Origin of the sequence: Algihabitans albus, from assembly GCF_003572205.1 — a bacterium.
GTDB classification, from domain to species: Bacteria; Pseudomonadota; Alphaproteobacteria; order Kiloniellales; family DSM-21159; genus Algihabitans; species Algihabitans albus.
The window spans coordinates 602,125-628,907 of the sequence record NZ_QXNY01000003.1; the positions used below are offsets into that span (position 1 = coordinate 602,125).

Annotated in this window: 23 protein-coding genes and 1 tRNA gene; 16 read left to right on the forward strand and 8 right to left on the reverse strand. The window is 65.1% G+C overall.

The genetic code is table 11. The features are described 5' to 3' along the window. Positions 1-213 precede the first annotated feature (213 nt). Positions 214-1,038, forward strand: coding sequence for a class I SAM-dependent methyltransferase (locus tag DBZ32_RS22055; protein WP_162906677.1), 825 nt, complete (start codon positions 214-216; stop codon positions 1,036-1,038). 367 nt (positions 1,039-1,405) lie between these two features. Beyond that, complete coding sequence (locus tag DBZ32_RS09390; protein WP_119166859.1) at positions 1,406-2,245, forward strand: glycosyltransferase; 840 nt, start codon at positions 1,406-1,408, stop codon at positions 2,243-2,245. 165 nt (positions 2,246-2,410) lie between these two features. Here DBZ32_RS09390 and DBZ32_RS09395 read toward each other — a convergent pair. From DBZ32_RS09395 to DBZ32_RS09410, 4 genes are all read right to left on the reverse strand, one after another. Next, positions 2,411-2,485: transfer RNA gene (locus DBZ32_RS09395), tRNA-Gln, on the reverse strand. A gap of 52 nt (positions 2,486-2,537) precedes the next feature. Then, the gene (locus DBZ32_RS09400; RefSeq protein WP_119166860.1) at positions 2,538-3,410 is read right to left on the reverse strand and encodes a 4-(cytidine 5'-diphospho)-2-C-methyl-D-erythritol kinase; all 873 of its coding nucleotides are present in this window, start codon (positions 3,408-3,410) and stop codon (positions 2,538-2,540) included. Positions 3,411-3,447: 37 nt separating this feature from the next. Then, entirely contained in the window at positions 3,448-5,184 is a 1,737-nt protein-coding gene (locus DBZ32_RS09405; RefSeq protein ID WP_119166861.1) for a tetratricopeptide repeat protein, read from the reverse strand. 352 nt (positions 5,185-5,536) lie between these two features. Then, positions 5,537-7,189: an electron transfer flavoprotein-ubiquinone oxidoreductase gene (locus DBZ32_RS09410; protein WP_119166862.1), complete on the reverse strand. Its 1,653-nt coding sequence runs from the start codon at positions 7,187-7,189 to the stop codon at positions 5,537-5,539. 160 nt (positions 7,190-7,349) lie between these two features. Between DBZ32_RS09410 and DBZ32_RS09415 the strand changes: the two genes are divergently transcribed. From DBZ32_RS09415 to moaB, 3 genes are all read left to right on the forward strand, one after another. Then, positions 7,350-8,300, forward strand: a complete 951-nt coding sequence (locus DBZ32_RS09415; protein WP_119166863.1) for a uracil-DNA glycosylase — start codon at positions 7,350-7,352, stop codon at positions 8,298-8,300. 287 nt (positions 8,301-8,587) lie between these two features. Beyond that, entirely contained in the window at positions 8,588-10,354 is a 1,767-nt protein-coding gene (locus DBZ32_RS09420) for a lytic transglycosylase domain-containing protein (protein WP_119166864.1), read from the forward strand. Positions 10,355-10,415: 61 nt separating this feature from the next. Beyond that, the gene (gene moaB / locus DBZ32_RS09425) at positions 10,416-10,970 is read left to right on the forward strand and encodes a molybdenum cofactor biosynthesis protein B (RefSeq protein WP_119166865.1); all 555 of its coding nucleotides are present in this window, start codon (positions 10,416-10,418) and stop codon (positions 10,968-10,970) included. On the opposite strand, the gene DBZ32_RS09430 is transcribed toward moaB, so the two are convergent. Then, on the reverse strand, positions 10,930-11,550 hold the full coding sequence (locus DBZ32_RS09430) for a TIGR04282 family arsenosugar biosynthesis glycosyltransferase (RefSeq protein WP_119166866.1): 621 nt from the start codon (positions 11,548-11,550) through the stop codon (positions 10,930-10,932). The two genes, moaB and DBZ32_RS09430, sit on opposite strands and share 41 nt — an antisense overlap. Beyond that, positions 11,551-12,300: a TIGR04283 family arsenosugar biosynthesis glycosyltransferase gene (locus tag DBZ32_RS09435; RefSeq protein WP_119166867.1), complete on the reverse strand. Its 750-nt coding sequence runs from the start codon at positions 12,298-12,300 to the stop codon at positions 11,551-11,553. 30 nt (positions 12,301-12,330) lie between these two features. Here DBZ32_RS09435 and DBZ32_RS09440 point away from each other — a divergent pair, with 30 nt between their 5' ends. From DBZ32_RS09440 to DBZ32_RS09470, 7 genes are all read left to right on the forward strand, one after another. Further along, positions 12,331-13,446 (forward strand): phosphotransferase family protein, encoded by a 1,116-nt coding sequence (locus tag DBZ32_RS09440; RefSeq protein ID WP_119166868.1) that lies wholly within the window; start codon positions 12,331-12,333, stop codon positions 13,444-13,446. A 38-nt stretch (positions 13,447-13,484) separates the two neighbouring features. After that, complete coding sequence (locus tag DBZ32_RS09445) at positions 13,485-14,573, forward strand: PA0069 family radical SAM protein (RefSeq protein ID WP_119166869.1); 1,089 nt, start codon at positions 13,485-13,487, stop codon at positions 14,571-14,573. 43 nt (positions 14,574-14,616) lie between these two features. Then, the gene (locus DBZ32_RS09450) at positions 14,617-15,234 is read left to right on the forward strand and encodes a ribonuclease HII (RefSeq protein WP_119166870.1); all 618 of its coding nucleotides are present in this window, start codon (positions 14,617-14,619) and stop codon (positions 15,232-15,234) included. Positions 15,235-15,394: 160 nt separating this feature from the next. Beyond that, on the forward strand, positions 15,395-15,778 hold the full coding sequence (locus tag DBZ32_RS09455) for a hypothetical protein (protein WP_119166871.1): 384 nt from the start codon (positions 15,395-15,397) through the stop codon (positions 15,776-15,778). Positions 15,779-15,838: 60 nt separating this feature from the next. Next, entirely contained in the window at positions 15,839-16,813 is a 975-nt protein-coding gene (locus DBZ32_RS09460; protein WP_119166872.1) for a DoxX family protein, read from the forward strand. A 391-nt stretch (positions 16,814-17,204) separates the two neighbouring features. Then, positions 17,205-18,230 carry a site-specific DNA-methyltransferase gene (locus tag DBZ32_RS09465; protein WP_235830132.1) on the forward strand — a complete coding sequence of 342 codons (1,026 nt, stop codon included), beginning with the start codon at positions 17,205-17,207 and terminating at the stop codon, positions 18,228-18,230. A gap of 86 nt (positions 18,231-18,316) precedes the next feature. After that, positions 18,317-19,129 carry a class I SAM-dependent methyltransferase gene (locus DBZ32_RS09470; protein ID WP_119166874.1) on the forward strand — a complete coding sequence of 271 codons (813 nt, stop codon included), beginning with the start codon at positions 18,317-18,319 and terminating at the stop codon, positions 19,127-19,129. A 284-nt stretch (positions 19,130-19,413) separates the two neighbouring features. Here the strand turns inward: DBZ32_RS09470 and mutY are convergent, their stop codons facing one another. Both mutY and DBZ32_RS09480 read right to left on the reverse strand, forming a co-directional pair. Beyond that, positions 19,414-20,502, reverse strand: a complete 1,089-nt coding sequence (mutY, locus tag DBZ32_RS09475; protein WP_119167033.1) for an A/G-specific adenine glycosylase — start codon at positions 20,500-20,502, stop codon at positions 19,414-19,416. 4 nt (positions 20,503-20,506) lie between these two features. Beyond that, positions 20,507-20,905, reverse strand: a complete 399-nt coding sequence (locus DBZ32_RS09480) for a GFA family protein (protein WP_119166875.1) — start codon at positions 20,903-20,905, stop codon at positions 20,507-20,509. Between the two features lie 251 nt (positions 20,906-21,156). Between DBZ32_RS09480 and DBZ32_RS22060 the strand changes: the two genes are divergently transcribed. The 4 genes from DBZ32_RS22060 (at position 21,157) to smc (ending at position 26,575) form a co-directional block, all read left to right on the forward strand. Continuing rightward, a complete protein-coding gene (locus DBZ32_RS22060) occupies positions 21,157-21,642 on the forward strand; it encodes a hypothetical protein (protein WP_162906678.1) in 486 nt (161 codons plus the stop codon). A 59-nt stretch (positions 21,643-21,701) separates the two neighbouring features. Continuing rightward, positions 21,702-22,175 carry a DUF721 domain-containing protein gene (locus DBZ32_RS22065; RefSeq protein WP_162906679.1) on the forward strand — a complete coding sequence of 158 codons (474 nt, stop codon included), beginning with the start codon at positions 21,702-21,704 and terminating at the stop codon, positions 22,173-22,175. A gap of 214 nt (positions 22,176-22,389) precedes the next feature. Next, on the forward strand, positions 22,390-23,034 hold the full coding sequence (locus tag DBZ32_RS09490) for a DsbA family protein (RefSeq protein WP_162906680.1): 645 nt from the start codon (positions 22,390-22,392) through the stop codon (positions 23,032-23,034). Positions 23,035-23,110: 76 nt separating this feature from the next. After that, on the forward strand, positions 23,111-26,575 hold the full coding sequence (smc, locus tag DBZ32_RS09495) for a chromosome segregation protein SMC (RefSeq protein WP_119166878.1): 3,465 nt from the start codon (positions 23,111-23,113) through the stop codon (positions 26,573-26,575). Positions 26,576-26,783 lie beyond the last annotated feature (208 nt).

The following is a 26,783-nucleotide window of genomic DNA, read 5'->3' on the forward strand; positions in this document are numbered from 1 at the left end:
CAATGAATCGACCCACGCTGGAACAGTCAGCTTTGGTGGGGAGGGTTTCCAGCCACATCTGCCCTGGCAAGCTGGCGCCCATCAATCCGAGGCATCCGGGGACCGCGACGGCCAAGACCGATCCGAAGTGGATTTTTGACGCTCGCTGCTTTACACAAATAACGATCAAATTCGTTTTTTCGCACCGCCTGCGAAAAGCAAAGGAAGCAAGCTGTGTTTCAGAACGTTAAAGAATTTATTGAAAGATATCCTGCAAGTTCACCGAAAATCCGGAAATATGAGAACTATATCGAGTTCTACGAGAGCCTCTTCTCTAAATTTAGAAATCAAGACATTCGCGTGCTTGAAATCGGCGTTCAACATGGCGGATCCCTTGAGCTTTGGAAAGCCCTCACCACGCCTTCATCGCAAATTGTTGGCCTAGATATACTCCCCCAAACAAAACAACATGAGGACGAAAGAGTTAAAATATTCGTCGGAGATCAAGGAGACGAGAGTTTTCTTTCTGATGTTTCATCAAAAACTGGAATATTTGATATTATTATAGATGACGGCAGTCATATACCTTTTCATCAGAAGATAACATTTGAGAAATTTTTCTTTGAAAATTTACGAGACGGCGGTGTCTATGTTGTCGAAGATTGCCACACGTCCTATTGGCGCGACTATGGAGGCGGTTTGCGCAAAAGTGGATCCTTCATTGAATTCTCCAAAACTCTGATAGATGAAATCAATGCTTGGCACGGTCAACGCATAAAAAATGAAGCTTCTAAATATACAAAGTCGATTAGATCCATTCAGTTTGAATCCAGCATGGTCATATTTGAGAAAGCGCCCATGGTCGCACCTAGAAATATCGACATTGGCGTCGAGACCATTGATGTGAAAACACTACCCGTCACTGGATCGATGGGTAACATCATGAATAGATTGCGGAAAATCGAATTTCTACGCAGTCTTGTCCGACGATCACCGACGTTGTGGCGATTGATGAGCAAACAGATCGGCCGCTCGCGCTCCAAGACGCCAGAGTCGTAGTCACCAGGCTCATGGTCGTCTGCGGTTATGGCAATCGGCAAAGTTGGTGCACCGGGCAGCCGGCGCCCGCTTTTCGCAACGAGCAGCGCTGCAGCTTGGGGGCGTTGTCAAACCGTCGAGAATCCCCTCGCAACTTCCTCGGCAGCCAAAGCTGCGCTGAGCGTCGGCGATTTGGCTCCCGCGATACGCTTCGAGACACACTCTGGCGGCCAGGGCCTTAAAGTGTCTTCGTCAATCACATTTCAGCGCCTCTTGCGCGTAACAGAAAACGGTTCCGCCCCCGCCAACCACACCCGATGGTTGGAAAGAAATCCGACGTGATGTATCGATCATCTAAAGATCACTCGAACTTGGGGATCGGGATTTGATGTCCGAAAGTACTGCGCTTCCACTTCCTCATATGACTCCACATTTTATTTTGACGCGGTTCAATGTCCTGAGAGTCAAACAGACGCAAGCCGATGCCCCAGGGCTCGATTGGCTGACTCATCGCTTCGATTTATTTGAGCGATTTTGTTTACCCAGCGTTTTGAATCAAAACGAAACTAATTTTCGCTGGCTGATTTACTTCGATGAAAAGACACCGGATCAATTCCAGGAGCGCGTCCGCAGCTATAGCGACAGACGGATCTTACCGATATTCGTACCGCCGGGTGGCGCAACGCTCGACAAGGTCAAGGCGCACATCCGCTCCGAGCTTGCCGAACAGACACCTTGGCTGCTTACAACGCGGCTGGACAACGACGATGCGATTGCGCGCGACTTCTGCTCGAGATTGCGCGGCAGCGTTACGTCTCTGGAACCGCAAGCCCTGAACTTCTCCAACGGTGTAATCTATGCAGACGGACGCGTGTTTCGGCACAGCGATCGCAGCAACGCCTTCATATCCGCGCTGGAGCGGACATCGAATTTCGAAACGGCTTGGCACGGTTTTCATACGGAGGTGAGCAAATTCCTGCCGGTGAAGCAGATCGATAGCCCGCCGATGTGGATTCAGGTCGTCCATGATCGAAACATCTCGAACATCGTGCGTGGCAGGCTCTTGAGCGATGCGGAGGGCCTAGATCGCTTTGCCGTGAAGCTCGCTCAAACCAAGTCTCCGAGCAAAGCCGCGCTCTTTTTGGATCGTATGATGCTCGCAAACTACCGGCAGCTCCGCGACCGGCTTATCAGAGCCGCCAAGGCGATCACTTCGGTCGGTCGCTAGACCGGCCTCCACCGAAACACCTCGCGGATGCGAGCGCGTCCCCGACGACGTTCGGGAAAAACGGAATCCGGAACCCGATTGAAACGTTCAAATACAAACGCTTGACCGGAACCCTCGGCGAGGTTCGGGCCGCAGCTGCCCCTAATCAGGGCCTAATCGGAAAACTGGCTGGGGCGCCAGGATTCGAACCTGGGATACACGGTACCAAAAACCGATGCCTTACCACTTGGCTACGCCCCATCTCTGAGCAGAGGAAATTAGCGAGCCGAACCGCGCTCGGCAAGATCCGCGCTCACCCCCGCTCGACGGGGTCGGTTAGCAGTGGGGCAGCCCGGATCCACCAGTCGGGCCGGGCCTCTCCCAGTAACGCCGCTGCCTGGCGAGCCTCGCTTTCCACTGCATAGAGGCCGAAGCAGGTGGCGCCTGAGCCGCTCATACGCGCGAGCAGGCAGGCAGGCGTCGCAGTCAGCGCGTCCAGTACGGCCGGAATCCCAGGCTCCAAGGCGCAAGCCGCCGCCTGAAGATCGTTGCGCCCCTCGGCCAACCAGGTTGCCAGGGCAACCGCATCCGCCGGCGGCCGGTCCCAGCGCGACGGCTCGGAGAATCCGCCCGAGCGCGCGCGGAAGACACTGGCCGTGGAGAGCGAGACTCCTGGATTGACAAGCACGAACCAAGCTGGGGGCAGAGCTTCCACAGCCTCGAGGATCTCTCCGATGCCGCCGACCCAGGTCGGCCGGCCGTGAAGGCACACCGGCACGTCGGCACCGACCGCTGCAGCCAAGCGCTGCAGGTCCTCTGCGTGAAGACCGCAATCCCAGAGGCGATTCAGGGCAATCAGCGCCGCGGCGGCATCGCTGGAGCCGCCGCCCAGGCCCGCCGCGATCGGCAGACGCTTTTCGAGCCGGATGCGAGCGCGTGTTCTTGGATCGCAGGTTTCGATCAGCAACCGGGCCGCCCGTAGCACGAGGTTGTCTTCCCCTGCTCCCATGGCGCCGGCGCCAGGGCCGCTCTCCTCGAGCGAAAGCGTCTTCGCAGGCGCGGCCTGGAGCTGATCGCCGATGCCGGCGAAGACGACCAAACTGTCGAGCAGATGATAGCCATCGCCCCGCTTGCCGAGCAGATGCAAAGTCAAATTGACCTTGGCAGGGGCCGCATAGGCTACCATCGCGGGCTGGATATCCGACGTCAAAACCAACCTGCGCCTAAAGGTCTTCTCCCTCGGGCAGCATGCCCTCGTCCAGCTTCTGCCGGATCTTGTCGGCTTGACCCTCCTCCGTCGGGTTGAGGGACAGCGCGCGCTGCCATTGCACCTGGGCCTCGCGTGCACGGCCCGTGCGCCAGTAGGCATCCCCCAGATGGTCATTGATCGTCGGATCCATCGGCCGCAACTCGACCGCACGCTCCAACTGCCCGACGGCCTCTTCGTAACGACCGAGTCGGTAGTAGACCCAGCCAAGCGAATCCACGATGTAGCCGTCTTCGGGCCGCAGCTCGACAGCCTTGATCAGCATCTCCTCAGCCTGCTCCAAGTTCATCTTGTGCTCGACCCAGGAGTAGGCGAGGTAGTTGAGCACATAGGGCTGCTCGGGATTCAGCTCCAGCGCTTTCAGAAAATCGGCCTCGGCCTCGGGCCACTGCTTGCTGCGTTCATAGGCGATACCGCGAAAGTAAAGTAGCGCCCAGTGGCGTTCTTCGATCTCTCCAATGCGGGCAATGGCCTCCTCGTAAGCCTCCGCCGCCACTTCCCAGTTCTCGCGACTGCGCTCGAAGTTGCCGATACGGTACCACGGCTCGAAACGGTCGGGCTTGACCTCAGCCAAAGCCTCCAAGCCCGAAATCGCCGTGTCGGTTTGTTCAAGTTCGTGCAGTTCTTCGGCGATCCGTAGCGCCACAACCCAGCCGTAGGCGGAGTCTTCCGGCACCGTTCGATAGACGGCGATGGAATCTGCGTGGCGCTCCTGACCTTGCAGCAGCTCTCCGATCAACACCCGTGCAGCATGGAAAGCGGGATCCAGCGCCAGAGCGAGATTGGCGTAGGCCATGGAAAGTTGCCCGCCGCGTTCACGTGCGAGAATGCCGGCCAGATCGAACAGGGCGGCGGCGGCGCCTTCGCGCAGGCTGCCGACAACCGGCTGCACGGTACCATCGTCCGCCGTCAGTTCGGCGCGCAGTGGGGCGAGCAGGATTTCCTCGGAATTGGCTCCCAGGTAGTCGCCGTAGAGCGCCTCCGCACGTTCGCCCTGACCGGCCCGCTCGAAGTAGTTGCCTGCCAACAGAGTCAGCCGCAAGGTATTGGGGTCACCTGTCTCCAGCGCGGCCTCGTAGGCCTCGCCGGCAGCCGGGTCCCCCAGATAGTCGAGCACCAAGGCGCGCTGCAGGTGCGCCAGAACGGCAAGCCCTCGGCGCTCTGCCAGGCCGTCGAGCCGCTTGACCGCCTCGCTACCAGCAACGTCCGCGGCCGCCCAGGTCCCCAACATGTCGGTAAGCAGGTCCGCAATCCCGCCATCGCCAAGCTGCCGCAGTTCGCCCGCGGCCGCAGCGTCGTCACCGGCGATGAGGGCGTCGACCGCCCGCAATAGATGCGGCAGCCCTTCGCCAGGAGAAAGCTCCAGCAGGCGGTTGCTCAGTCCGCGCGCCTCCTCCAGGCGCCCCTCGGCCAGCAACAGGCCGAAGGTATTGCGCAGCAGATCGAGGTCCTTGATCTCCCGGTCCTGAGCCACTCGGCTGAAGAAGGTCGCCGCGCGCCCGTAGTCGCCCATGTGACTGGCGACCACACCGGCCAGATAGTTGCCATAGAGCGCCCCGTCAGGGGTCGTGGCAATGGGCGGGTTCTCCGTCACCGTATCGGGCACCTCCGCCGCTGCGAGAGAGACCGGCACGGCCAGGCCCAACGGAGCGGCGAGAAGCAGCGCCAGGAGACGGCGCGAGAAATAGGGCATGAAGACCTGTCCTGCTTTTACGCGGTTCAGACAACAGCTTAGCCGGACTAGAGGACCCTTCGCCAGCCGGCAGAACCGCTTGTCACGAAACTAGGGCCGAACGAGCAGCATACCAGCCGCCGTCCAGCAGATGACGCGCGACGGTAAGTTAGCTCTAGCCAGCGCCGTTCAACAGCCGCAAAGGCGACGAACCTATGCGCTTCCAGAAACGAACAAAGGAAAAGACCGTCGCCCCGATCGAGGACCGTCTGCAGCGTCATCAACCATGCCATGTACCTACACTGGAACCACCACCCCAGGCAGGAGACATGCTGCCAAAGCGCGAAGATCTAAGAAACCGCCTTTGCGCCGGCTACATGTTCGGGTAGTTCGGCCCCCCGCCGCCTTCTGGGGTTGTCCAGTTGATGTTCTGGCGCGGATCCTTGATGTCGCAGGTCTTACAGTGGACGCAGTTCTGCGCGTTGATGACGAAGCGCGGGTTCGTGCCGTCGTCGTCCCGCACGACCTCGTAAACCCCAGCCGGACAGTAGCGCTGCGCCGGCTCGTCGAACTCTGGCAGGTTCTTCTCGATCGGGATCGCGGGATCGCCGAGGCGTAGGTGGACCGGCTGGTCTTCCTCGTGATTGGTGTTGGAGATGAAGACACTCGACAGCTTGTCGAAAGAGAGCACACCGTCGGGCTTCGGATAATCGATCTTGGGCATTTTGTCCGCCGGCTTGAGGCACTCATGGTCCGGCTTGTGATGAGCCAGGGTCCAGGGCGCCCTGCCGCCAAGCAGCTTCAGATCGATACCGCCATAGAGCATCCCGAGCTTCATGCCCCACTTGGCACCGGCCGGGCGCAGATTGCGCGCGGCGTGCAGTTCCTCGTAGACCCACGACTCCTCGAACGCTTTCGGGTAGGTCTCGAGCCGGCCGTAGCCCTGGTCTCCGCCCGCGAGGGCCGCGTGAACCGCCTCGGCCGCCAGCATGCCCGTCTTCATGGCCGTGTGACTGCCCTTGATCTTGGGCACGTTGAGGAACCCGGCCGAGCAGCCGATCAAGGCACCGCCCGGGAAGACCAAATCGGGAATCGACTGCAGCCCGCCCTCGTTGAGCGCACGCGCGCCATAGGAGACGCGCCGCCCCCCCTTCAGCATCGGCGCGATCGCCGGGTGATGCTTGAAGCGCTGTAGTTCATCGAAGGGGGAGAGATGAGGGTTCTCGTAGTCGAGACCGATGACGAAGCCGATATAGGCCTGGTTGTTGTCCAGATGATAGATGAAGGAACCGCCCCAGGTGCGGTCGTCCATCGGCCAGAAGGCGGTATGGAGTACCAGGCCCTCCTGATGCTGCGCCGGGTCCAGCTCCCAGAGCTCCTTCAGGCCGATCCCGTAGGTCTGATGCTGAGCGTTGCGGCGCAGATCGAAGCGCTGCTCCAACTGCTTGGAGAGCGAGCCACGGCAGCCCTCTGCAAAGAAGGTGTACTTGGCGCGCAGTTCCATACCCGGCTGATAACCGTCCTTGTGGCTGCCGTCCTTGCCGACGCCCAGGTCGTTTGTCGCCACGCCGGTGACCCGCCCCTGCTCGTCGAACAGGACTTCGGAGGCGGCGAATCCCGGATAGATCTCCGCACCCAAGGCTTCGGCCTGCTCCGCCATCCACCGGCAAACGTTACCGAGAGAGACGATGTAGTTGCCGTGGTTCTTGGTCTGCGGCGGCAGCATCCAGATCGGGACGCTGAGACTGCGGCGCTCGGTCAGCATCAGGAACTTTTCCTGCGTGACAGGCACGTTCAACGGAGCGCCCTTGTCTTTCCAGTCCGGAATCAACTCGTTGAGCGCGCGCGGCTCCAGCACGGCGCCGGACAGAATGTGAGCGCCGACCTCCGAGCCTTTCTCCAGCACGCAGACGGAAACGTCCTGACCGCTTTCAGCCGAAAGCTGGCGTAGCCGGATCGCCGCTGCCAGGCCGGCCGGGCCGGCGCCGACGATCACCACGTCGTAGTCCATGTATTCGCGTTCCATAGCGCTCCGCTCCCTCTTTTCTCGCTCCGATATAGCCGAGCCCGCCCGTGGTTTGAAAGGGACCCGAAGACGCAGAGGCAAGTCCGAGGAACATCGCGGTCTACGAAGCGATACCTCCTGCGGTCTGTCTGTCGGCCCCGCGGCGTGCTAGATCTCGGCCATGACGAAACAGGCGGATGGACAGGATCGAGAAGCTGCCTTGCGGGCGCTTACCTGGCTGATCGAGGCTGGAGCGGACGAGGCGATCGGGCCGGAGCCACTGGATCGCCTGACGCCCGCCGCGTCGCCGGCGGAACAGCGGGCGTCCGAGGTTACGCCCGACGCCAGGCTCCCCGACCACGCTGGGCGCGCTCCGACGGAAACTCACCAACAAAGACCCAAGGGGGCCCAAGCCCGACGCGAAAACCCCGGGCAACAGCGCTCCGGCAACGAACCGCCGCCCGTCTGGCAGGCGACCTCCCGGGAGTTGCGGACCCACGAGGCCAATTTGGCCGCTGCAGAGCAGGCCGCTCGCTCGGCCGGAACCCTGGAGGCACTCCAGGCTGCGATCCGCGACTTCGATGGCTGCGACCTCAAGCTGACGGCCAAGAATACGGTCATCGCCCGCGGCGCACCTCAAGCTGAAGTCATGCTGATCGGTGAAGCGCCGGGCCGCGACGAGGATCTGCAAGGCCAGCCTTTCGTCGGCGCCGCCGGCCAATTGCTCGACGCCATGCTTCGCGCCGCCGGCTTCGATCCCGCCAACGATGTCTACATCACCAACATGCTGTTCTGGCGACCGCCGGGCAATCGCACGCCACAGCTACAGGAGCTCCAGCTTTGCCTGCCCTTCACCGAACAGCATATCGAACTGGTCGCACCGCGCTACCTGCTCTTTCTGGGCGGCACATCGGCTAAGGCGCTGTTAGCGGAATCGCGCGGCATCACACGGCTACGGGGTCGGTGGTTCGCCTACCAGCACGCCGGTCTGCCCGCACCGCTGCCTGCCATGCCGCTGTTCCATCCCGCCTACCTTCTGCGCCAGCCGGCCCAGAAGCGGCTTGCCTGGCGTGATCTTTTGGCCTTCCGCGCCACTGCCGAGGCCCATGCCGACCCACTGCACGACAGCTAGATAGAGGCCCTCGCCTCCCGGTGACCCGCAGAGTCGGGCCATGCAGACCCTGGGCGGCCGACATCTCTCCCTAAAGCTCTTACGGTACGTCGCGAAATTGTCACCGACACACCTTTCTGCACGTGATAGGCAAGGCATAGCTGCCCTGTGCAACCGTCAACAGGGTGGTTCGAGCCCCTTCTTTGTATTAAGATACCATTAAGATTGTAACGTTGGGGACGCGAGTTTTGGGCAGACGGGTCGGATCAGGCCTCTTGCGGGGGCTTATTTTTTTGTGTGGTATTTTAGTGGCTGCAGCGGTTGGCGGCTCTGCCGCGGCGGCGCAGCTGCGTGCCACCGAGACCGAGACCGCGGCTCTGCCGCGTATCACCGGACTGGACAGCAGCGGGCTGCCGCGAGTGCTTTCGGTTCGCGATGCCGCACGTTATCGCAAGATCTTCGTCCTACAAGAAGACGGCCGCTGGGACGAAGCGGACAGCACCATCGCGCAGCTCGAGGATCGACGACTGCTCGGTCACCTGAAACTCCAGCGCTATCTGCATCCCACCGCCTATCGGTCGTCTTACGGTGAGCTGAGCCGCTGGCTTACCTCCTATTCCGACCTCCCGGGCGCCGACCGCATCCATCGTCTGGCTTTAAGCCGCAAGCCGGCCGAAGCCGCACCTCCTCGCGCGCCGGAAGGCGAACGCATCACCCTGGGCGGCAACGGACCCGGTCTTTTCCGCTACACCTCACCGCGCGAACGAACGGCCAGCCAACGAAACCGCGTCGCCGAGATCAAGAGCGAGATCCGTCGCGACGTCGCCAGACAACGTCTGACCGAAACCGAGAAGCGGCTCAACAGCTCCGACGTCCGGGATCTCCTGGACGAGGTGGAGCGGGCCCAGGGCTTCAGCAGACTGGCGGCCGGCTGGTTCTATCTCGGCCGCGACAAGGAGGCCATGGCGGCCGCACGCACCGCGATCCTGCTCGGCGGCGACAAGGCACCGGTCGCGTTGTGGGTTGGCGGCCTGGCCGCTTGGCGCAGCGGCGATATCGAAACGGCGTACAGGCGCTTTACGAGCTTGGCACGGGCAGAGCATGTCAGTGGCTGGATGCGGGCGGCGGGCGGCTTCTGGGCCTCGCGCAGCGCCTTGCGCTTGCGCCGGCCCGGCGAGATGAGTGGCTGGCTGCGCCTCGCCTCCGAACAGTCGCGTACCTTTTACGGCCTGCTCGCCCGCGCCGCGTTGGGTCTGGATACCAGCGTCGTCTTCGAACGGCCGGCGATTTCCCGAGAGGGGCTTGCGCGCCTGATGGAAGAGCCGCGGGTGCTGCGCGCCGCAGCCCTGCTGCAGGTCGGTCGCCGCGATCTGGCGGAAGCCGAACTGATGATGATCGAGGGCTGGCGCGATCGGGAAAAAGCCCGCGCCCTGCTGGCCCTGACGGAACGGGCACAGATCCCCGGCCTTGCCTATCGGCTGGCCAGCCACCTGGACACCACGCCGTCTCAGGCCACCGATCCGGCGGTCACGGCCGCGCTCTTTCCGATCCCGCCTTGGGAGCCGCAGACCGGTTGGCAGGTCGACCGCGCCTTGCTCTACGCCTTGATGCGTCAGGAATCCGCCTTCGATCCCGAGGCCGAGAGCCGCTACGGCGCCCGTGGCCTGATGCAGGTCATGCCGGCCACGGCCAGCTACATCTCCGGGGATAGCAGCCTGAAGGATAGTGGCAGCGCCAAGCTGTTCGATCCGGCCTTCAATCTGGACTTGGCGCAGCGCTATCTGTTGCACCTGATGGATAAGACCCAGACTGGCAACGACCTCTTCCGCCTGGCCGCCGCCTATAACGGTGGCCCCGGCAACCTGCGCAAATGGCAACGGCAGTTGCAGGAGGCCGGGGCGCCGCTGGACGATCCGCTTCTCTTCATCGAGTCGCTGCCGTCGCTGGAAACGCGGACCTTCATCGAGCGTGTGCTGACCAACCTCTGGATCTATCGCGCTCGCCTGGGACAGCCGGCTCCCTCTCTGGAGGCCTTGGCGGCAGGTGTACGTCCGATCTATGTAAAGCTCGACTAGGCTGGCGCTCCCGATAGGCGCCGCCGCCACGCGCAAGGTGAGCGCGAAAAGGAGCTTCACGATGGATGCACCCCACCGCCTCGATGAAAACCTGCCGTTTCTGTCCGTCAGTGTCGCGCTTCTGACCGTTTCGGATAGCCGCAGCCTGGAGGAGGATCGCTCCGGCGACACCCTGCAGCGGCTGATCGGCGAGGCTGGCCATCGGGTGGTCCGGCGCGAGATCAGGAAGGATGAGATCGACCTGATCGAAGCCTATCTGAAGGACTGCATCGGCGATCCCGGCATCGATGTTGTGATCACCACCGGCGGTACCGGCGTCACCGGACGCGACGTCACGCCCGAGGCTTTCAAGCGGGTGATGGAAAAGGAGATCGAGGGTTTCGGCGAGCTGTTCCGCTGGGTCAGCTACGGCAAGATCGGCACCTCGACTATCCAATCGCGGGCGCTCGGCGGTGTCGCGGGCGGCACTTACCTCTTCGCCCTGCCCGGCTCGACCGGCGCCTGCAAGGACGGCTGGAACGAGATCCTGCGCTGGCAGCTCGACAGCCGTCACAAGCCCTGCAATCTGGTCGAACTCATGCCACGCCTGCAGGAGCACCTGAGGCGGGCCGGCTGACACCGGCGCCCAGCCGTTCCAAGTCCGCCGCCTCGTCGACGTCGACCAGTTGCGCGACAAGAGCCACGCGCCGCCCCTTCAGATTGCCCAAGGTATCCGCCAGGGTCTCGGGGTGCGACCAGCGCACGGCGGCGAAAGGCAGGCGCAGAACCGGCCGGCGGCGGGCACCGATCAGCCAGTAACCGCCGTCCTCGGCCGGTCCGAGGACCCAGTCGTTGGCACCCAAAAGGCGGAAAGCGCGAGCAATCTCGGCCGGCTGGATGCCGGGAATATCGGCACCGATCACGATGGTCGGCCCTCGAAGAGCCCCCCTCAGCGCACGACCCATCCTGCTCCCCAGATCGCCGCCACCCTGCGGCCGTCGCACGATGCGACCCGCCTCACGCGGCAGAGACCCGCCGTCCGGAGTCACCGCGACCGAAAGCTGCCAGCGCGGGTCCCTGCCCAGGCGCCGCAGCAGGCGCAATAGATTGAACCGCTGGAAGCGCCAAGCCGCCAGTTCCCCAGCGCCGGCCGCCAGCCGGCGCTTGCCGACTCCATAACGCGGCGCCCGCGCCATGACGACCAAGCGGTTGCGCATTCAGCGGTAGAGCCGGGCCAGGAGGCTGGGTGGCAAGCCCAGGAAATAGAGCGCCAGCAGCGTCAGATTCTTGGCCGGCCGTCGCAGCCAGCCGTCGCGCCGGTAGCGTTCGGCCGAGGTCGTCGCCGTCGCCGGAAGTTCGGCCAGCCGCCGCCGCCCGATCCGGCGCACCAGCTCCACATCCTCCATCAGCGCTTGGCGGCTGTAGCCGCCGAGTGCCTGATAGAAGTTCCGCGGGATCAGCAGGCCTTGGTCGCCGTAGGGCAGGCCCAGGTTGCGGCTGCGCCAGTTGGCAAGGCGCGCGACCCGGGCAGCGGCCGGACTCCGGTCGTCGAAGGCCAGACGGAACCAGCCGGCCCGCCATCCTTCGCCCGTACCTGCCATGAAAGCCTGCACCGCTTGCGGCCAGCCGGCCCCCAGATGGGTGTCGGCATGCAAGAACAGCAGCCAGTCGCCTCCGGATTCCCGCGCACCGGCGGCGAGCTGCAGGCCACGCCCGCGCGCCGCCGCGATGAGTTGGGCACCTTCCCGTTCGGCGATCTGCGGCGTGCCGTCGCTGGAGCCACCGTCGACCACGATCACCTGACCGGGCGATCCCTGTCGCACGACCTCCAGGGTGCCGGGCAGGACCGCTGCCGCCTGCAGCGCCGGGATCACCACAGACAAGCGGTCGAGCGGGCAGCCGGTCGCGGCGGCCGGCTGCGGGTCTCGACTCTCGACGATCTGTTCCGATGGGGCGTTGGTCGACATGACTGGGTCATGCTACTTGCCGGATCCGTCATGCCCAAGCCGCTTGCCGATAACGAGGTCTTGAGGACCGCCCTGGCCGAAGCTTGCCCGGAGTTGACCGGAGAGCTGCGGCCTCTCGTCGACAGCGGCCTCGCTCACGACCATTACCGCATAGAGGACAGCCCCTGGCTTCTGCGCGTCCCGAAGCAGAGCCAGCGCGGCTATGCCGCCGCCGACAACTTGGCCTACCAGGCCGCCTGCTTCGAACGGGTCAGCGCCAGCGGCCACGGGCCGAAGCTGCGGGTCAGCTTGCCGCCGGGCCGGGGCCTGCCGATGGGTGCCCTGGTGGTGGAGTACATTGAGGGCCGGCCACCGCGCCTGCCGCAAGATCTGCCGGCACTCGCCGAGGCCATGGCGGCGGTGCATGCCCTGCCCTTGCCGTCGGCGGCGCAGCGGCCGCCGCTGGAGGACCACCTGGACCCCGTAGCCGGCGCGCTCGAGGAGATCGAGACTCAGGCGCGCTACCTGGACGGACCCGAAGTATCTCCGGAAACGCGCAGCCAGCTTCGGGAAGAACTCGACTGGGCGCGTGCCTACGCCGCCGACGTGGACGGGCCGCCCCAACCGCGCAGCCTGGTGCTGACCGACACCCACCCGGGCAACTTCCTGATCAGGGCGAAGACCGGCACAGAGGCGAGCCCGAGGGCAAGGATGGACGGCGCTCGAAACGGCCGGGCGGTGATCGTCGATCTGGAGAAAGCGCTCTATGGCGCCCCCGCAATCGACCTGGCCCATGCCACCGTCTACAGCTCGACCACCTGGGACGTCGCAACTTCGGCGGTGCTCTCACTGCGGGAGATCGCCGACTTCTATCGCCGCTACCTGGACGCGATAGGGTCGACCCGGTCCGCCATCATCGCGCCCACCCTGCTGCCGCTGCGACGCCTCCTGCTACTGCGAGCCTTGACCTGGTGCGCCCTCTGGCGCGTCGAACATCGGGCCGAGATCTCGGAGGGAGTTGAAGCAGGCTGGGCGGCCGCACGCAGCAACCCGACCTTGATCGCCCACGTCGAAGACCGCACCCGCCACTACCTCGACCCCGCCGTCGTGCGGCGTCTGCGTGGCGAATGGCTGGACTCGCCCGGGTTGGAGAGCTTATTCCGATAATCTTGTTTTGTTCTTGTTTTGGCGGTATCTTGATCTCTATGAATCAGGCTCTGCCGAACCAACCCACCAAAGGCCGGGGGGCCGTCAGCAACCGCGCCGGACGCTACGAGCGTCTGGCGAGCGAGCGGACGGACGACGGTTGGGGAACCCTGGAGCGCGAGGCCGAGGACGCTGCGCCGCTGCGCACCGAGATTCTGCCGGACAGCAGCCGCAAGGTCATTGCCAGAAATGATTCGCCGGACGTGCCCTTCGACCGCTCGGTCAATCCCTACCGGGGCTGCGAGCACGGCTGCGTCTACTGCTTCGCCCGGCCGACCCACGCCTATCTTGGCTTCTCGCCGGGCCTCGACTTCGAGACCAAGCTCTTTGCCAAGCACGAGGCGGCCGAACTCCTGCGCCGGGAACTCTCGAAGAAGGGCTACAAGCCCAGCACCCTGGCGCTGGGCGCAAACACGGACCCCTACCAGCCGATCGAGCGGCAGCTCAGGATCACCCGCCGGATCATCGAGGTGCTGGCCGAGGCCAGGCACCCTTTCGGCATCGTCACCAAGTCCGACCTGGTGCTGCGCGACCTCGACCTGCTGGCGCCGCTGGCGGCGGAACGGCTGGTGCGAGTCTGCGTCTCGGTCACCAGCCTCGACCGAGGCTTCTCCCGAGCGCTGGAGCCGCGCGCGTCGAGCCCGCCGAAACGCCTGGCCGCGATCCGCCGCCTGACCGAGGCCGGCGTGCCGGTGACGGTACTGACGGCACCGATGATCCCGGCCCTGAACGACCATGAGCTGGAGGCCCTGCTTCAGGCTTCGGCGGAGGCCGGCGCCGAGGCGGCCTCCTACGTCCTGCTGCGCTTGCCGCTGGAGATCGGCCCCCTGTTCGAGGAGTGGCTGGAGACCCATGTGCCAGACCGCAAAACGCGGGTTCTGGAGCAGATCCGCAGCGCCAGAGGCGGTAAGCTCTACGACTCGTCCTGGGGCAAGCGCATGCGCGGGGAGGGTCCCTACGCCTTCGTGCTCAAACGCCGCTTCGAGTTGGCATGCAAACGCCTGGGGCTGAACAGACGCAGTTGGGAACTGGATGCGAGCCAGTTCCGCCCGCCGCGCAGGGACGTTGACCAGCTCGCTCTTTTCTGATTTTGGCTGACCTCAGTTCCGATCGAGTCGAAAAGGGAGCAGGATGCCGGACGATCGGCGCGAAATCGCCCTGGGCGCACGCGGAGGCAAGCGTATTGCCGGTCTCGACGAGGTCGGCCGCGGCCCCTGGGCCGGGCCGGTGGTGGCCGCCGCCGTGGTGTTGCCGCGGCACCTAACGCCCCGCCTGCGCGCTGCACTGGACGATTCCAAGCGCGTCAAGCCCGCGTTGAGGCTTGAGTTGGCGGCTCTCCTGTCGGGTTTGGCTGAGGTCTCCCTGGGCCGCGCCGAGGTCGCCGAGATCGACACTCTCAACATTCTGCAGGCCAGCCACCTGGCGATGCAGAGAGCCTTGGCCGGTTTGGCTCTTCCTCCCGACGCCGCCCTCGTCGACGGCAACCGCCTGCCCGAGCTGCCCTGTCCGGCCGAAGCCTTGATCGGCGGCGACGGGCTGAGCCTATCCATCGCCGCCGCCTCGATCGTCGCCAAGGTCGCGCGCGACAGGGAGATGGCGGAGCTGGCCGAAGTCCATCCCGGTTACGGTTGGGAGCGGAACGCCGGCTACGGGACAGCCGAACACCGAAGCGGTCTGCAGCGCCTCGGCCCCTGTACGGAGCACCGCCGGAGCTTCAAGCCGATCCGTCGTCTTCTGGAAGCGGGCTGAGGGCGAGATCCGTCCGGAAACCGCCTTCGCGAGACGAAGAAGCGGAACCGCGAAGCCTTCAACCCTACGTGATCTCGCCGAATCACCCCTTTGGACAGATTGCTATTCAGGCGCGCGCCCTAATATGGATTCGAGTAGCGAGTGCTTGAGATTTTATATTATGGCGAGAGCCCTGAAACAGTTCGTCGTCTACGCCGTCGTCATCGTCACGGCTCTGATCAACGCCGGCCTGGCGGCCGCCTTCACAGCGGACGCGGCAAACGATGGGTCGCCGGAGGGCACTCCTCCGGCGACGTTTCAAACGCTCGCTCCTGAGACGCCGGACCAGGACAAGCCCGATGCCGACACCGGCGCGATCTCATGCGACGGTCTCTGTGTCGGTACAACGGTTCCCTGCGGCGCGGCTTGTCCCCTGATCACCGCGACAGCGGCAACGACAGCCGGCCTGTCGCCTTACGATCTCTTGAGGTTCCCAGTTACCGCCCGTTTCTCGAGGGGACTGGAGCACGACTTGGATCCAGGTCCGCCGAAGACTGGAGTTTAGACATCTCGGCACCGAACGCGGTGCAGGACAGCTAATCTCACACAGTCTTTGGAGGCTCTCATGACGAATTCCTTGTCGGACTTCGCAAACAGTCTGGTTGGCGGGAAAGCCCTTAGAGGCCCCGGCCCCGAAACACTCACAAAAGATCAGGCCGATCAGGTGGCCCTCTATCTGCGGATCGGTCTCGGCACCGTGTTCGTGATCGGCGGCTGGTGGAAACTGTCTCGCCTGATCTCCCCAGAACGCGCGGGCGATCTGGTTGCGCGCTACACGGCCCCCAACGGATACATCAACGCCTTTTTTCAGGACTATCTGTTCGACGGGGGGCTGCTCACGCCCTGGATCTTTCTGACGGCCCTTTCGGCCTTCGAGCTGATCGCCGGACTCGCACTGGTCCTGGGGCTGTTCGTTCGCCCGCTGGCGATCCTCTTCGGGCTCATGATGTGGTCCTTCGTGGCGGCCCTGCCGGTCCTGACGACTCCCGGACTGAGACCGGAGGACAGCACCTACCTCACTCCGGCGATGATCGTTCAGATCCGCGATATCGGCCTGTCGGGTCTCTGCTTCGTTCTGGCCATGATGGGATCGGGCCGCTGGAGCCTCGATGGCCGTCTGATGAACAGGGGCGCGCCATCGCAGTTCCGCGGGTGGGGCATCAACGGGCTGTTGCTGCGCCTCTCCGTCGCCGTCGTCTTCCTCGCGGGCGGTGCCTTCCACGGACTGGATCACGTGAAGGCCTGGAGCGGACTTCCCCTGTTGCTGATCGCCATCGGCGTGCTCCTCGCCTCGGGTCATGCCGTCCGCCTGGCGGCCTTCGGCGCGCTGGCAGTCCTGGCGGTCTACTGCCTCGAGGCGATGAGCTTGGACAGGTCCCTCTGGGATAACCTGAACGCCGTCAAGCGAGAGGCCGCCTTCATCGCTGCCTCGTTCCTGCTGATCCGTCTGTCCGGCGGACAGGCCTTCCGGGTCGGGAGCCTGGTGAAGGCTCCGAAAGATCTGCTCTTCGGCGAAAGACGGGAGATGACGCAAACCTGACCATCGGGCTTGTGCGCGATGCGCCGCCAGCCCCTGACTCAGGTCGGGGGCTGGCGGCCTTCGCGTTCAGAGCCTTTAGGAGCCCAGGCGCGAATTCGCGCCCGGTTGTTTTCTCAGAAACCAAACGAGGACAATTTAGCAACGCTCTGAGTCCAATGACTCTTTTCTGACCTTTCTTGCTTGACCCGCCGTCGCGGGCGACTCACTTTGCGCGCTTCGCGGACCGGCGGGGCAAGCGTCGAACCGTAAGAGACGGAACTTTCGGGGGCGGGATCGAGAGATGGCAACGCGGCGCGGAGATGCGGCGGAAAAGCAGGCGGCAAGACGCGGAGCGGATCGCTCTGCGTCGCTGGAGACGGGTGTGGTGCGGGTCGGCGATTGCATCGAGCTGATGCGCGCCCTGCCCGACGCCTCGATCGATCTGGTTTTCGCCGATCCGCCCTACAACCTGCAACTCGGCGGCGAACTGCACCGGCCCAACAACTCCCGCGTCGACGGCGTCGAGGATGCCTGGGACCGTTTCGACGACCTGGCGAGCTACGACGCCTTCACCCGCGCTTGGCTGGGCGAGGCGCGCCGCGTGCTGAAGCCGAACGGCACGCTCTGGGTCATCGGCACCTACCACAACATCTTCCGCGTCGGCGCGGCCCTGCAGGATCTCGACTACTGGATCCTCAACGACGTGGTCTGGCGCAAAACCAACCCCATGCCGAACTTCCGCGGCACCCGCTTTGCCAACGCCCACGAGACCCTGATCTGGGCCGCCAAGTCGGCGGAAGCCCGCTACACTTTCAACTATGCCTCCATGAAGGCGCTGAACGACGACCTACAGATGCGCAGCGACTGGCTGTTGCCGATCTGCGGCGGCGGCGAACGGCTGCGCGACGCGGAGGGCAAGAAGCGGCATTCGACCCAGAAGCCCGAAGCGCTGCTCTACCGGGTGATCCAGGCCGCCTCCAAGCCGGGCGACTTGGTGCTCGATCCCTTCTTCGGCTCCGGCACCACCGGCGCGGTAGCCAAGCGCCTCGGCCGCCGCTGGCTCGGCCTGGAACGTGAGGAAGGCTATGCCGAGGTCGCGCGCGAGCGCATCGCCAAGGTCGTGCCGGTCTCCGACCCCGATCTGATCAAGCCTCAGGAAAAACGGGCCGAGCCGCGCATTCCCTTCGGCTGGCTGGTGGAGAACGGCCTGCTGGAGCCGGGCACGATCCTGCACGGCCCCGGCAAACGCTGGAGCGCCAAGGTCCGCGCCGACGGCACCCTGATCTCCGCCGACCACCGCGGCTCGATCCACCAGGTTGGCGCCGCCGTCCAGGGCGCCCCGGCCTGCAACGGCTGGACCTTCTGGCACTTGGACGTGGAGGGCAAGGCCGTGCCTATCGACCTCCTGCGCCAGAAGTTGCGCGCGCAGTTGAACTAGAAACCGTCTCCGAATCAGTTTTCGAACTGTCTTTCGCTTTGGCCATTCAGTCGCCGAGGGATAGATTTTGAGTTGTGAGCAATGCAATGGTCGAGATCGACGAAACGGCGGTAGCTGAAGCCTGGGACGGCAACGCCGCAGCTTGGATCGCACAGGTTCGCGCCGGCCGAGACTTCTATCGGGAGGCTTTCAATAATCCTGCGTTCCTAGAGTTCTTGCCCGAGCTGACCGGACTTTCTGTGCTCGACCTCGGCTGCGGCGAAGGACGCAATACTAGGCTCTTCGCACAGCGTGGAGCGCATATGACGGGCATCGACATCTCGCCACGCCTGATCGCGGCCGCCCAAGCCGCTGAAACAGCAGAGCCGCTCGGGATCGGCTATCACATCGGCTCCTATACGGATCTCGACGGCTTTTCAGATTCCAGCTTCGACGCCGCCGTGTCGACCATGGCTCTGATGGACAGCCCTGGCTTTGACCGCGCCGCGCAGTCGGTTCACAGAGTACTGCGACGGGGCGGCTGGTTCTGCTTGAGCGTCCTTCACCCCTGTTTCGTCACGCCCGGCTATCGATGGCTGCGGGATTCGGGCGGCAACGAACGGGGTTTGGTCGTCGCCGACTACTTCAGCGATCAGGTTTCCTGGGAACAATGGCGTTTTAAGTCCGGCGAGCGAAGCGAAGATCAGGGCCAGCCGGAATCTGAAGGAACAGACTTTACTTCAGCGCGCATGCCCTACCGGCTGGAGGACTATGTCAACGGCCTCTGCGAGGCTAGTTTTCGTATTCGAGTGCTGCAAGAACCGAGACCGACGGAAGCAATGGTCGAGGCCCATCCTCGCCTCGGCCGACTCCGCCGCCACGCTCCAATCTTCCTGTATCTATACGCCGTCAAGGAATGAGCGAAGCTTCCACCGACCGCTCCAGAGACTGCTCATGCAGCTGAGAGAGCCAGACCTTTGGGCCGAAAGCTGCGACGCTGCGACTTAAGCAGTTCGGTAGCAACTCCGCTCTAGCGGCCGCTTCCCCGGAGGCGCCCGTTCGTCTCGAACACGCTTTTCACGCTGAGCTTGTCGGAACCTCTCTCACAGGGAGCGCCAGATGCTTCGACAAACTCGGCGTGAAGAACGCGAGAGAGGTCTCGCGTAATCTGCTTCAGTCGCCAAAGGGAAATAACGACGACCTCTCACACACCCAGCTTAATGGCGTGCTTGGCGACCTTCCGCATGACGCTGGGCAGCCCGGCGGCGGCGAGTCCCTCCAGCGGCACCCAGAAACCCTCGACCTCCTCGCCACTCTCCAGCCGGCCGGTCCAGACCGTCAGCTCCAGGTGAAAGTGGGTGAAGGTGTGGCGAACCAGACCCGGCAGCGCCTGCCAGGACACCGGAGTCGGTGCGGCGCCGGCGGCTTCGCCTTCGCCCGGTCCAGCCTCCGTCCAGTCGCTGGAGGGCACCTCGGTCATGCCGCCAAGCAGGCCCTTGGGCGGGCGGCGGCGCAGCAGGACCGCGCCGTCGGACCGCGTCAGCCAGAAGGCCACGCCTCGGCGGGTCGGCTTCGCCGCCTTCGGGGCCTTACGCGGAAGCTGATCAGCCAGGCCGGCAGCGCGGGCGGCGCAAAGTTCCTCCAGGGGACAGAGCAGGCATTTGGGCGTGCGCGGCAGACAGATCGTGGCGCCCAGGTCCATCTCGGCCTGGGCGAAGTCGCCGGGGCGCGCTTGAGGTGTCAGAGTGGCAGCCAAGGCCTGCAGATTCGGCTTGACCCCAGGCAGCGGCTCGGTCACGGCGAAGAGGCGGGCTGTCACCCGTTCGATATTGCCGTCCAGCGGCGTCGCCGGGCGGTCGAAGGCGATGGCCGCGATGGCCGCCGCCGTGTAAGGCCCGATCCCCGGCAGGTCGCGGAGTGCCGTCTCCGAGTCGGGAAAGCGCCCGCCATGCCGCTCGGTCACCGCCATGGCGCAGGCATGGAGGTTTCGCGCGCGGGCATAGTAACCCAGCCCGGCCCAGGCCGTCAGCACCTCCTCCTGCGGGGCCGCCGCCAGATCCGCCACGCTGGGCCAACGGCCGAGAAAGGCTTCGAAGTAGGGCTTGACGGCCGCGACCGTGGTCTGCTGCAGCATGATCTCCGACAGCCAGACGGCATAGGGGTCAGGCGTCTCGCCCGGCAGGGCGCGCCAGGGAAGCCGTCGCCGATGCCGGTCGTACCAGTCCAGCAGGCGGGTTTGCACGGCCTCGGGAGTAAAGCGGTGAGTCCTCATGCCGAGTGCCGCTGCGTCCATGGTGTCAGTCGCCGCTGCCGGCATTGTGCGGCAGGGGATCGGCCAGCTCCAGCCAAGGCAGATGTTCCTGGAAATGGGCGTGGAACTGAGGCGTTACCTCTTCCGGCCCGCTCAGGCTGGCGGCGTAGAGGTGGATTTCGTCCGGCCAGCGGTCGCTCTGATAGGCCAAGGGCGAACCGCAGGTGCCGCAGAACAGCCGACGCACGCCGGGCGACGAGAGATAAACCCTGGGCGCGGCCCCGGAAAAGGTCACGGCCGATCTGGGCAAGCCCACGAAGGTCGTCATGAGCGAAGAGGTCGCCCGGCGGCAACTCTCGCAATGGCAATGGCCGCACCAGATCTCGGATCCGCTATAGGCGAAACGGACGGCGCCGCAGAGGCATCGGCCGGTTTTACGTTGCATCTCTCTGCTCCCGGACTTTGGTCGAACAGGCTGAGCCGCGCGCGGGACGATACTCCGGACAAGGAACCTCGGGATAGGCCGCCAGGTGGGGACGCGCGAGGACATAGTGCAAAAGGCTCCGTTCTCCTACACTGGTGCTTGAACTGCGGTTCCCGAACTGGGCTTTTGCATCGGGCGTCTCCGGCACTATCTCCGCCCCTATCGAGCAGCGGCAAGCCGCAGCCCCCTTCGAGCGGAAAGGGAAAAGCCTCATGTCCCCCACTGCCTCGCGCGTTCTGCTTCGCTTGGGATTGATCTTCGGCGTGATCCTGCTCGGCGGGGTACTGATGTGGGGCCTGGCCGGAGTCGGCCCCTCCTCGATCGTGCCCGAGCGCGAAGCGGAGCTGCTGGCCGAAGAGCAACTCGCGACCCAGCTCCAGACGCGCGGCTTCCAGGTTTTGGAACTGGAGCGCGACGGCGGCCTCTATGTCGCGGAGGTCGAGAGCGCCGCCGGCCGACAGCGGCTGCACCTGGATGCCCAGACCGGCGCCATCATCGGCATGCCGCAGATGACCGGCCCGGCCCTGCCGCTCGACCAGCTGCGCCGCCTGCTCCGGGCCGAGGGCTATCGGGAAATCGGGCCGATCACCTGGGAACGCGGCAGCTATCAGACCGTGGCGACGGGACCGGAGGGGATCCGCTACGATCTCGAGCTGGAGACCTACAGCGGCACGATACTGGAACGAAAGCCCCGGTGACCGCCAGACCGACCCCTGGGAAAACGGCCGCCGGCCGCCGCCGCACGCGCGGAGGCGGCTTGACCGCGGTCGCGCGGCCGCTGAACGCCATTACCCGACCGCTGTTGAAGTCGCGCAGCGCCGTGGAGGCGACCCTGCTGCTCGAATGGGGGCGAATCGTCGGGTCCGAAACCGCCCTGAACACGCGGCCGGAAAAGCTGCGCTTCGCTGGCCCGAAAAGCCCGGAGTCGGGCCGCAGTGCCGGGACGCTCTACCTGCTGGTCGCTCCGGGCTTCGCGCCGGAACTGCAGCACAGCAGCCGGCAGGTGATCGAACGCATCAACGGTTACCTCGGCTGGGGGGCCGTTGCGCGTCTGGCCCTGCGGCAAGGCCCCATTCCCCGGACGGCGGAGCCGCGGCGCCCGAAGCCGCGCCGCCTCAGCCCGCAGGAAGAAGCGGATATCGAAGCCGCGACGGCGGACATACGCGATGAGCGCTTGCGCGGCGCGCTCACGCGCCTGGCCCGCGCCGTCAAGGCAAAGGCGCAGACCTAGCTCAATCCCGGTAAACCTTCGCCTTCATCCTCGGCTTCACCGCGCCGCTGACAGCTTCGTGACCGGACTGGCGGCCACGGGGGGATGCCACCACTTTCAAGCGCGAAGTAGAATGGAAGCCCGCGGGCCGATAGAGAGTCCACCGCTGTGGATATCTGCGGGCTTGCGGACTCCGGATACCCTGGCTAGCTTCACAACATCTAGTAGGTGGAAAATGAACAGACGGCAGATCCTGCAGCTTGGTGGTGGTTTGACGGTGCTCGCGGGTGCGAGTGCCGGTGGCCTCATCGGCATCCGCCCGACCCGTGCCCAGGAGACCGATCCGCTCGCGATCGGAACCGACGAGCGTGTTCTGGGCGAACGCGACGCGCCGGCGACCCTGGTCGACTACTCCTCGCTGACCTGTCCGCACTGCGCGCGTTTCCACACGGAGACGCTGCCACAGATCAAGACGGAGTGGGTCGATAGCGGTCGCGCCCGCGTGGTCTATCGGCACTTCCCGCTGGATCGCCTGGCGCTCACGGCGGCGATGGCGGCGGAGTGTATCGAGCGCGATCAAGCCTATTTCGCCTATCTCGACATGCTCTTTGCCGAACAGACGGCCTGGGCACGCGCCGAGGATCCGCTGCAGGAACTGCAGAAGCGGGCGCAGCTCGCCGGCCTTTCCCCAGATCGTTTCAACGAGTGCATTCAGGACGAGGCGGTTGCCAACCGCATCCTGGAGGCCGTCGTGGTGGCGCGCGACCAGTTGCAGGTCAGCTCCACGCCGACGCTCTTCGCGGGAACGCAGAAGATTGCGGGCGCGGCGGATTACGAAACTTTCGATGCGGCGTTGCGCGAGGCGGCCGGCCAAGCCTGAAGGACCGATGCCGGTCCGGGCGGAGCCGATCCGTGCCGAGACGCGCCGCGGGTCCTGAAGGGAGCCCGAGCGTCACTTGGTTCAGTTCGTTAAGCTTCGCCTGACCGGCTTCAAGTCCTTCGTCGACCCGACCGAGTTCATGATCGAACGCGGCACCACCGGCGTGGTCGGCCCCAACGGTTGCGGCAAATCCAATCTCGTCGAGGCGCTCCGCTGGGTGATGGGAGAGACCTCCGCCAAGCGCATGCGCGGCGGCGAGATGGACGACGTGATCTTCGGCGGCAGCGCCAGCCGCCCGTCGCGCAACCTGGCCGAGGTCATGCTGCACCTCGACAACGCCGGCCGCGACGCACCGCCGGGCTTCAACGACTACGAAGAGATCGAGATCGGCCGCCGGATCGAGCGCGAAAAGGGCTCCGACTACCGGGTCAACGGTAAGTCGGTGCGCGCCAAGGACGTCCAGCTCTTCTTCGCCGACCTGGCAACGGGTGCCGGCTCCACCGCCCTGGTCAGCCAGGGGCGGATCGGCGCCATCGTCAACGCCAAGCCGACCGACCGCCGCCATCTGTTGGAGGAGGCTGCCGGCATCTCCGGCCTGCACGCGCGCAGGCACGAGGCGGAGCTGCGCCTGCGCGCCGCCGAAACCAATCTGGAGCGACTGGACGACGTCATCGGTACGTTGGACAGCCAGCTTGGCGGCCTAAAGCGTCAGGCCCGCCAGGCCACCCGCTACCGCAACATCGCGGAACAGCTTCGCCGGACCGAGGCGCTGCTGCTCCACCTGGACGCCGAGGCCGCCCGCAACGCCTTGCGGACCGCACGCGAGCGTCTGGCCACGGCCGAGGCACAGGTTGCCGGCCTGACGGAGCAGTCGGCCAGGGCCGCCACCCTGCAGGCTGAGGCCGCCAGTGCGCTGCCGCCCCTGCGCGAGGTCGCCGCCGAGACCTCCGCCGCCCTGCAGCGGCTGTTGCTGGAACGCGAGGGATTGGAGCGCGAAGAGCAGCGGGTTGCCGAGACGATCCGGCAGGCCGAACAGCGTCTTGCGCAGCTTGCGACCGACCTGGAACGTAGCCTGGGCCAGAGTGGCGATGCCGCCGAGGCGCTAGAGAAGCTGACGGCGGAGCAAGGCGAGCTGACCGGCGCTGCCGAGGGCGAGGGCGAAGCGCGCGAAGCCGCCGAGGGCGAGCGTGACAACCGGGCCGCCATCGCCCAGGAAACCGAGGAGGCCCTGTCGCAGCTCTCCGCCCAGGTCGCCGCCGACGAGGCCAAGACCGCAGCGCTGGAACGGCGGGTCGGCGAGCTGAACGAACGCATCCAACGCCTTACCGACCGGCTTTCGGCGCTGACCCGCGACCGGGAGCGTTTGGAGACGGAACGCACCGCCACGAACGATCTGGAGGCCGCCGACGCCACCCTGGCCGAGGCGGAAGCCGCGCTCGAACGAGCTCGCAGCGAGGCCGAGCAGGCCGAAACTGCCCTCACCGAGGCCCGCAGTGGCGAGGCCGAAGGCCGGCAGGCGCTTCAGGTCGAGGAAGCCGCCAAACAGAAGATCGATGCCGAAATCGCCGCGCTTTCGGCTGTTCTGAATCCGGGCGAAGCCGACATGTGGCCGCCCGTGGTCGAGGCCCTGACCGTCGAGCCGGGATTCGAGACCGCCCTGGGCGCGGCCCTCGGCGACGATCTGCTGCAGCCGACGGACGAGGCGGCGCCGGTGCATTGGGAAACCCTGCCCGCGCTGACCCAGCCTCCGCCACTGCCCGAGAGCGTTCGCTCGCTTGCCGACGCGGTTCAAGGCGCACCGGCCCTGGCCCGTCGCCTGTCCCAGGTCGGCATTGTGACCGATGCCGCTCAGGGTGCGCGTCTGCAGTCGCAACTTGCACCGGGACAGCGGTTGGTCAGCCGCGAGGGCGCGCTCTGGCGCTGGGACGGCTTGACCGCCAAAGCCGACGCTCCGACGGCGGCGGCCGTGCGGCTGGCGCAGAAGAACCGGCTGGCCGATCTTCAGGAAGAGCGGCGCGACCAGGACAGACGGGTCGAAGCCGCGCAAGAGCGTTTCGCGGAACTGAGGGCCGCAGCCGAAGCGTCGGCCCAATCCGAGCGGGCGACTCGCGAAGCGCAGCGCGCCGCCTATGCTGAGGCGAATCGGGCACGCGACACCCGCAGCCAGTTGGCTGCCAAGCTTTCGGCCACCGACTCGAAACTCTCGGCCCTGGAGGAATCCCGCCAGAGGCTGGAAGCGGACTTGGCAGAGGCGCGTGACGCCAAAGCCGAGACCGAGACGGATCGCGCCGCCCTGCCCGACCTCACCGCCGCGCGGACCAAGGTCGGCGAACTGCGCGCAGCTTTGACTGAGAAGCGCAGCGCGCTCTCCGAGGCCGAAGCTCAGTTGCAGACACTGCTGCGCGAAAGCCAACAGCGAGCCAACCGCCTACAGTCCATCGGACGCGAGATGGAGGCCTGGCGCCGCCGCGCCGAAGAGGCCGACGGCCACGCCCGCGAACTGCAGGATCGGCGCGGCAAGATCGAAGCGGAACTCGAGGACTTGAAGGCGCAGCCACTGGAGTTGGCGGCCAGCCGGGAAAGCCTCGCGGAGGCCGTCGCGCAGGCGGAGACGGCACGCAAGCAGGCCGCCGACGGTTTGGCCGTGGGCGAATCCCAGCTCGGCGAGGCCGACCGGGTCTTGAAACAGGCCGAACAGGCTCTGGCCGCAGCCCGCGAAGAGCGCGTGCGGGCGGAAGGCGCGGTCGAGCAGGGGCAGCAGGGCGTCACCAACATCTCGACGCGCGCCCAAGAGCGCCTGGAGGCACAGCTCGACCAGTTGCTCGATCTCGCGGAAACCAAGCCGGATCAGGAACTACCGCCGCGCGACCAGGTCGAAACCAAGGTCCAGCGCCTGATCCGCGAGCGCGAGAATCTGGGTGCCGTCAATCTGCGAGCCGAGGCCGAAGCGACCGAACTGGAACAGCAGATCGAGGGGATGCAGAACGAGCGCGCCGATCTGGTGGCTGCGATCGCCCGGCTGCGTCAGGGCATATCCAGTCTGAACCGCGAAGGCCGCGAACGACTGCTTGCGGCCTTCGAGCAGGTCAACACCAAGTTCGGCGACCTCTTCACCCGCATGTTCGGCGGGGGTACGGCACATCTGAAGCTGACGGAGTCGGAAGACCCACTGGATGCCGGCCTGGAGATCATGGCCAGCCCGCCGGGCAAACGTCTGCAAGTGCTCTCGCTCCTGTCGGGCGGCGAGCAGGCTCTGACCGCGCTGTCTCTTCTCTTCGCCGTTTTCCTGGTCAATCCGGCACCGATCTGCGTGCTGGACGAGGTCGACGCGCCGCTCGACGACAACAACGTCGAGCGCTTCATCTCGCTGGTCGACGAGCTGGCGCAGGAACTGGACACCCGCTTCCTGGTGGTGACCCATCATCGTCTGACCATGGCGCGGGTGGACCGCCTGTTCGGCGTCACCATGTCGGAACGCGGCGTGTCCCAGCTCGTCTCGGTCGACCTGGAGGCTGCGGAGGCCTTGCGGGAAGCCGGCTAGCGCGGGAATCGCGGATTGCAGTGAAGCGATTGCGTCCGAGCGCGGCCCGGACTCGTGCTAGCCCTTATTTTTCTTGTAAAATCAAGGCGGTGCGGTCTTTTCGCACCTGCGTCCTTCGGCCTTGACCTTGGGAGGACCGATCCGTAATGTTCGCGCGCTTTTCGGCGTGGCGTTTCGCCGATGGCGGGGGTTTTCGTTCGGGCGTACC

Bases quoted from the DNA above. Each gene is read 5' to 3' on its own strand.
- DBZ32_RS09390 (WP_119166859.1), top strand. From the start codon at position 1,406: ATGTCCGAAAGTACTGCGCTTCCACTTCCTCATATGACTCCACATTTT.
- DBZ32_RS09400 (WP_119166860.1), bottom strand. From the start codon at position 3,410: ATGGTAGCCTATGCGGCCCCTGCCAAGGTCAATTTGACTTTGCATCTG.
- DBZ32_RS09405 (WP_119166861.1), bottom strand. From the start codon at position 5,184: ATGCCCTATTTCTCGCGCCGTCTCCTGGCGCTGCTTCTCGCCGCTCCG.
- DBZ32_RS09410 (WP_119166862.1), bottom strand. From the start codon at position 7,189: ATGGAACGCGAATACATGGACTACGACGTGGTGATCGTCGGCGCCGGC.
- DBZ32_RS09415 (WP_119166863.1), top strand. From the start codon at position 7,350: ATGACGAAACAGGCGGATGGACAGGATCGAGAAGCTGCCTTGCGGGCG.
- moaB (WP_119166865.1), top strand. From the start codon at position 10,416: ATGGATGCACCCCACCGCCTCGATGAAAACCTGCCGTTTCTGTCCGTC.
- DBZ32_RS09430 (WP_119166866.1), bottom strand. From the start codon at position 11,550: ATGCGCAACCGCTTGGTCGTCATGGCGCGGGCGCCGCGTTATGGAGTC.
- DBZ32_RS09435 (WP_119166867.1), bottom strand. From the start codon at position 12,300: ATGTCGACCAACGCCCCATCGGAACAGATCGTCGAGAGTCGAGACCCG.
- DBZ32_RS09440 (WP_119166868.1), top strand. From the start codon at position 12,331: ATGCCCAAGCCGCTTGCCGATAACGAGGTCTTGAGGACCGCCCTGGCC.
- DBZ32_RS09445 (WP_119166869.1), top strand. From the start codon at position 13,485: ATGAATCAGGCTCTGCCGAACCAACCCACCAAAGGCCGGGGGGCCGTC.
- DBZ32_RS09450 (WP_119166870.1), top strand. From the start codon at position 14,617: ATGCCGGACGATCGGCGCGAAATCGCCCTGGGCGCACGCGGAGGCAAG.
- DBZ32_RS09455 (WP_119166871.1), top strand. From the start codon at position 15,395: ATGGCGAGAGCCCTGAAACAGTTCGTCGTCTACGCCGTCGTCATCGTC.
- DBZ32_RS09460 (WP_119166872.1), top strand. From the start codon at position 15,839: ATGACGAATTCCTTGTCGGACTTCGCAAACAGTCTGGTTGGCGGGAAA.
- DBZ32_RS09465 (WP_235830132.1), top strand. From the start codon at position 17,205: ATGCGCGCCCTGCCCGACGCCTCGATCGATCTGGTTTTCGCCGATCCG.
- DBZ32_RS09470 (WP_119166874.1), top strand. From the start codon at position 18,317: ATGGTCGAGATCGACGAAACGGCGGTAGCTGAAGCCTGGGACGGCAAC.
- mutY (WP_119167033.1), bottom strand. From the start codon at position 20,502: ATGGACGCAGCGGCACTCGGCATGAGGACTCACCGCTTTACTCCCGAG.
- DBZ32_RS09480 (WP_119166875.1), bottom strand. From the start codon at position 20,905: ATGCAACGTAAAACCGGCCGATGCCTCTGCGGCGCCGTCCGTTTCGCC.
- DBZ32_RS22060 (WP_162906678.1), top strand. From the start codon at position 21,157: ATGTCCCCCACTGCCTCGCGCGTTCTGCTTCGCTTGGGATTGATCTTC.
- DBZ32_RS09490 (WP_162906680.1), top strand. From the start codon at position 22,390: ATGAACAGACGGCAGATCCTGCAGCTTGGTGGTGGTTTGACGGTGCTC.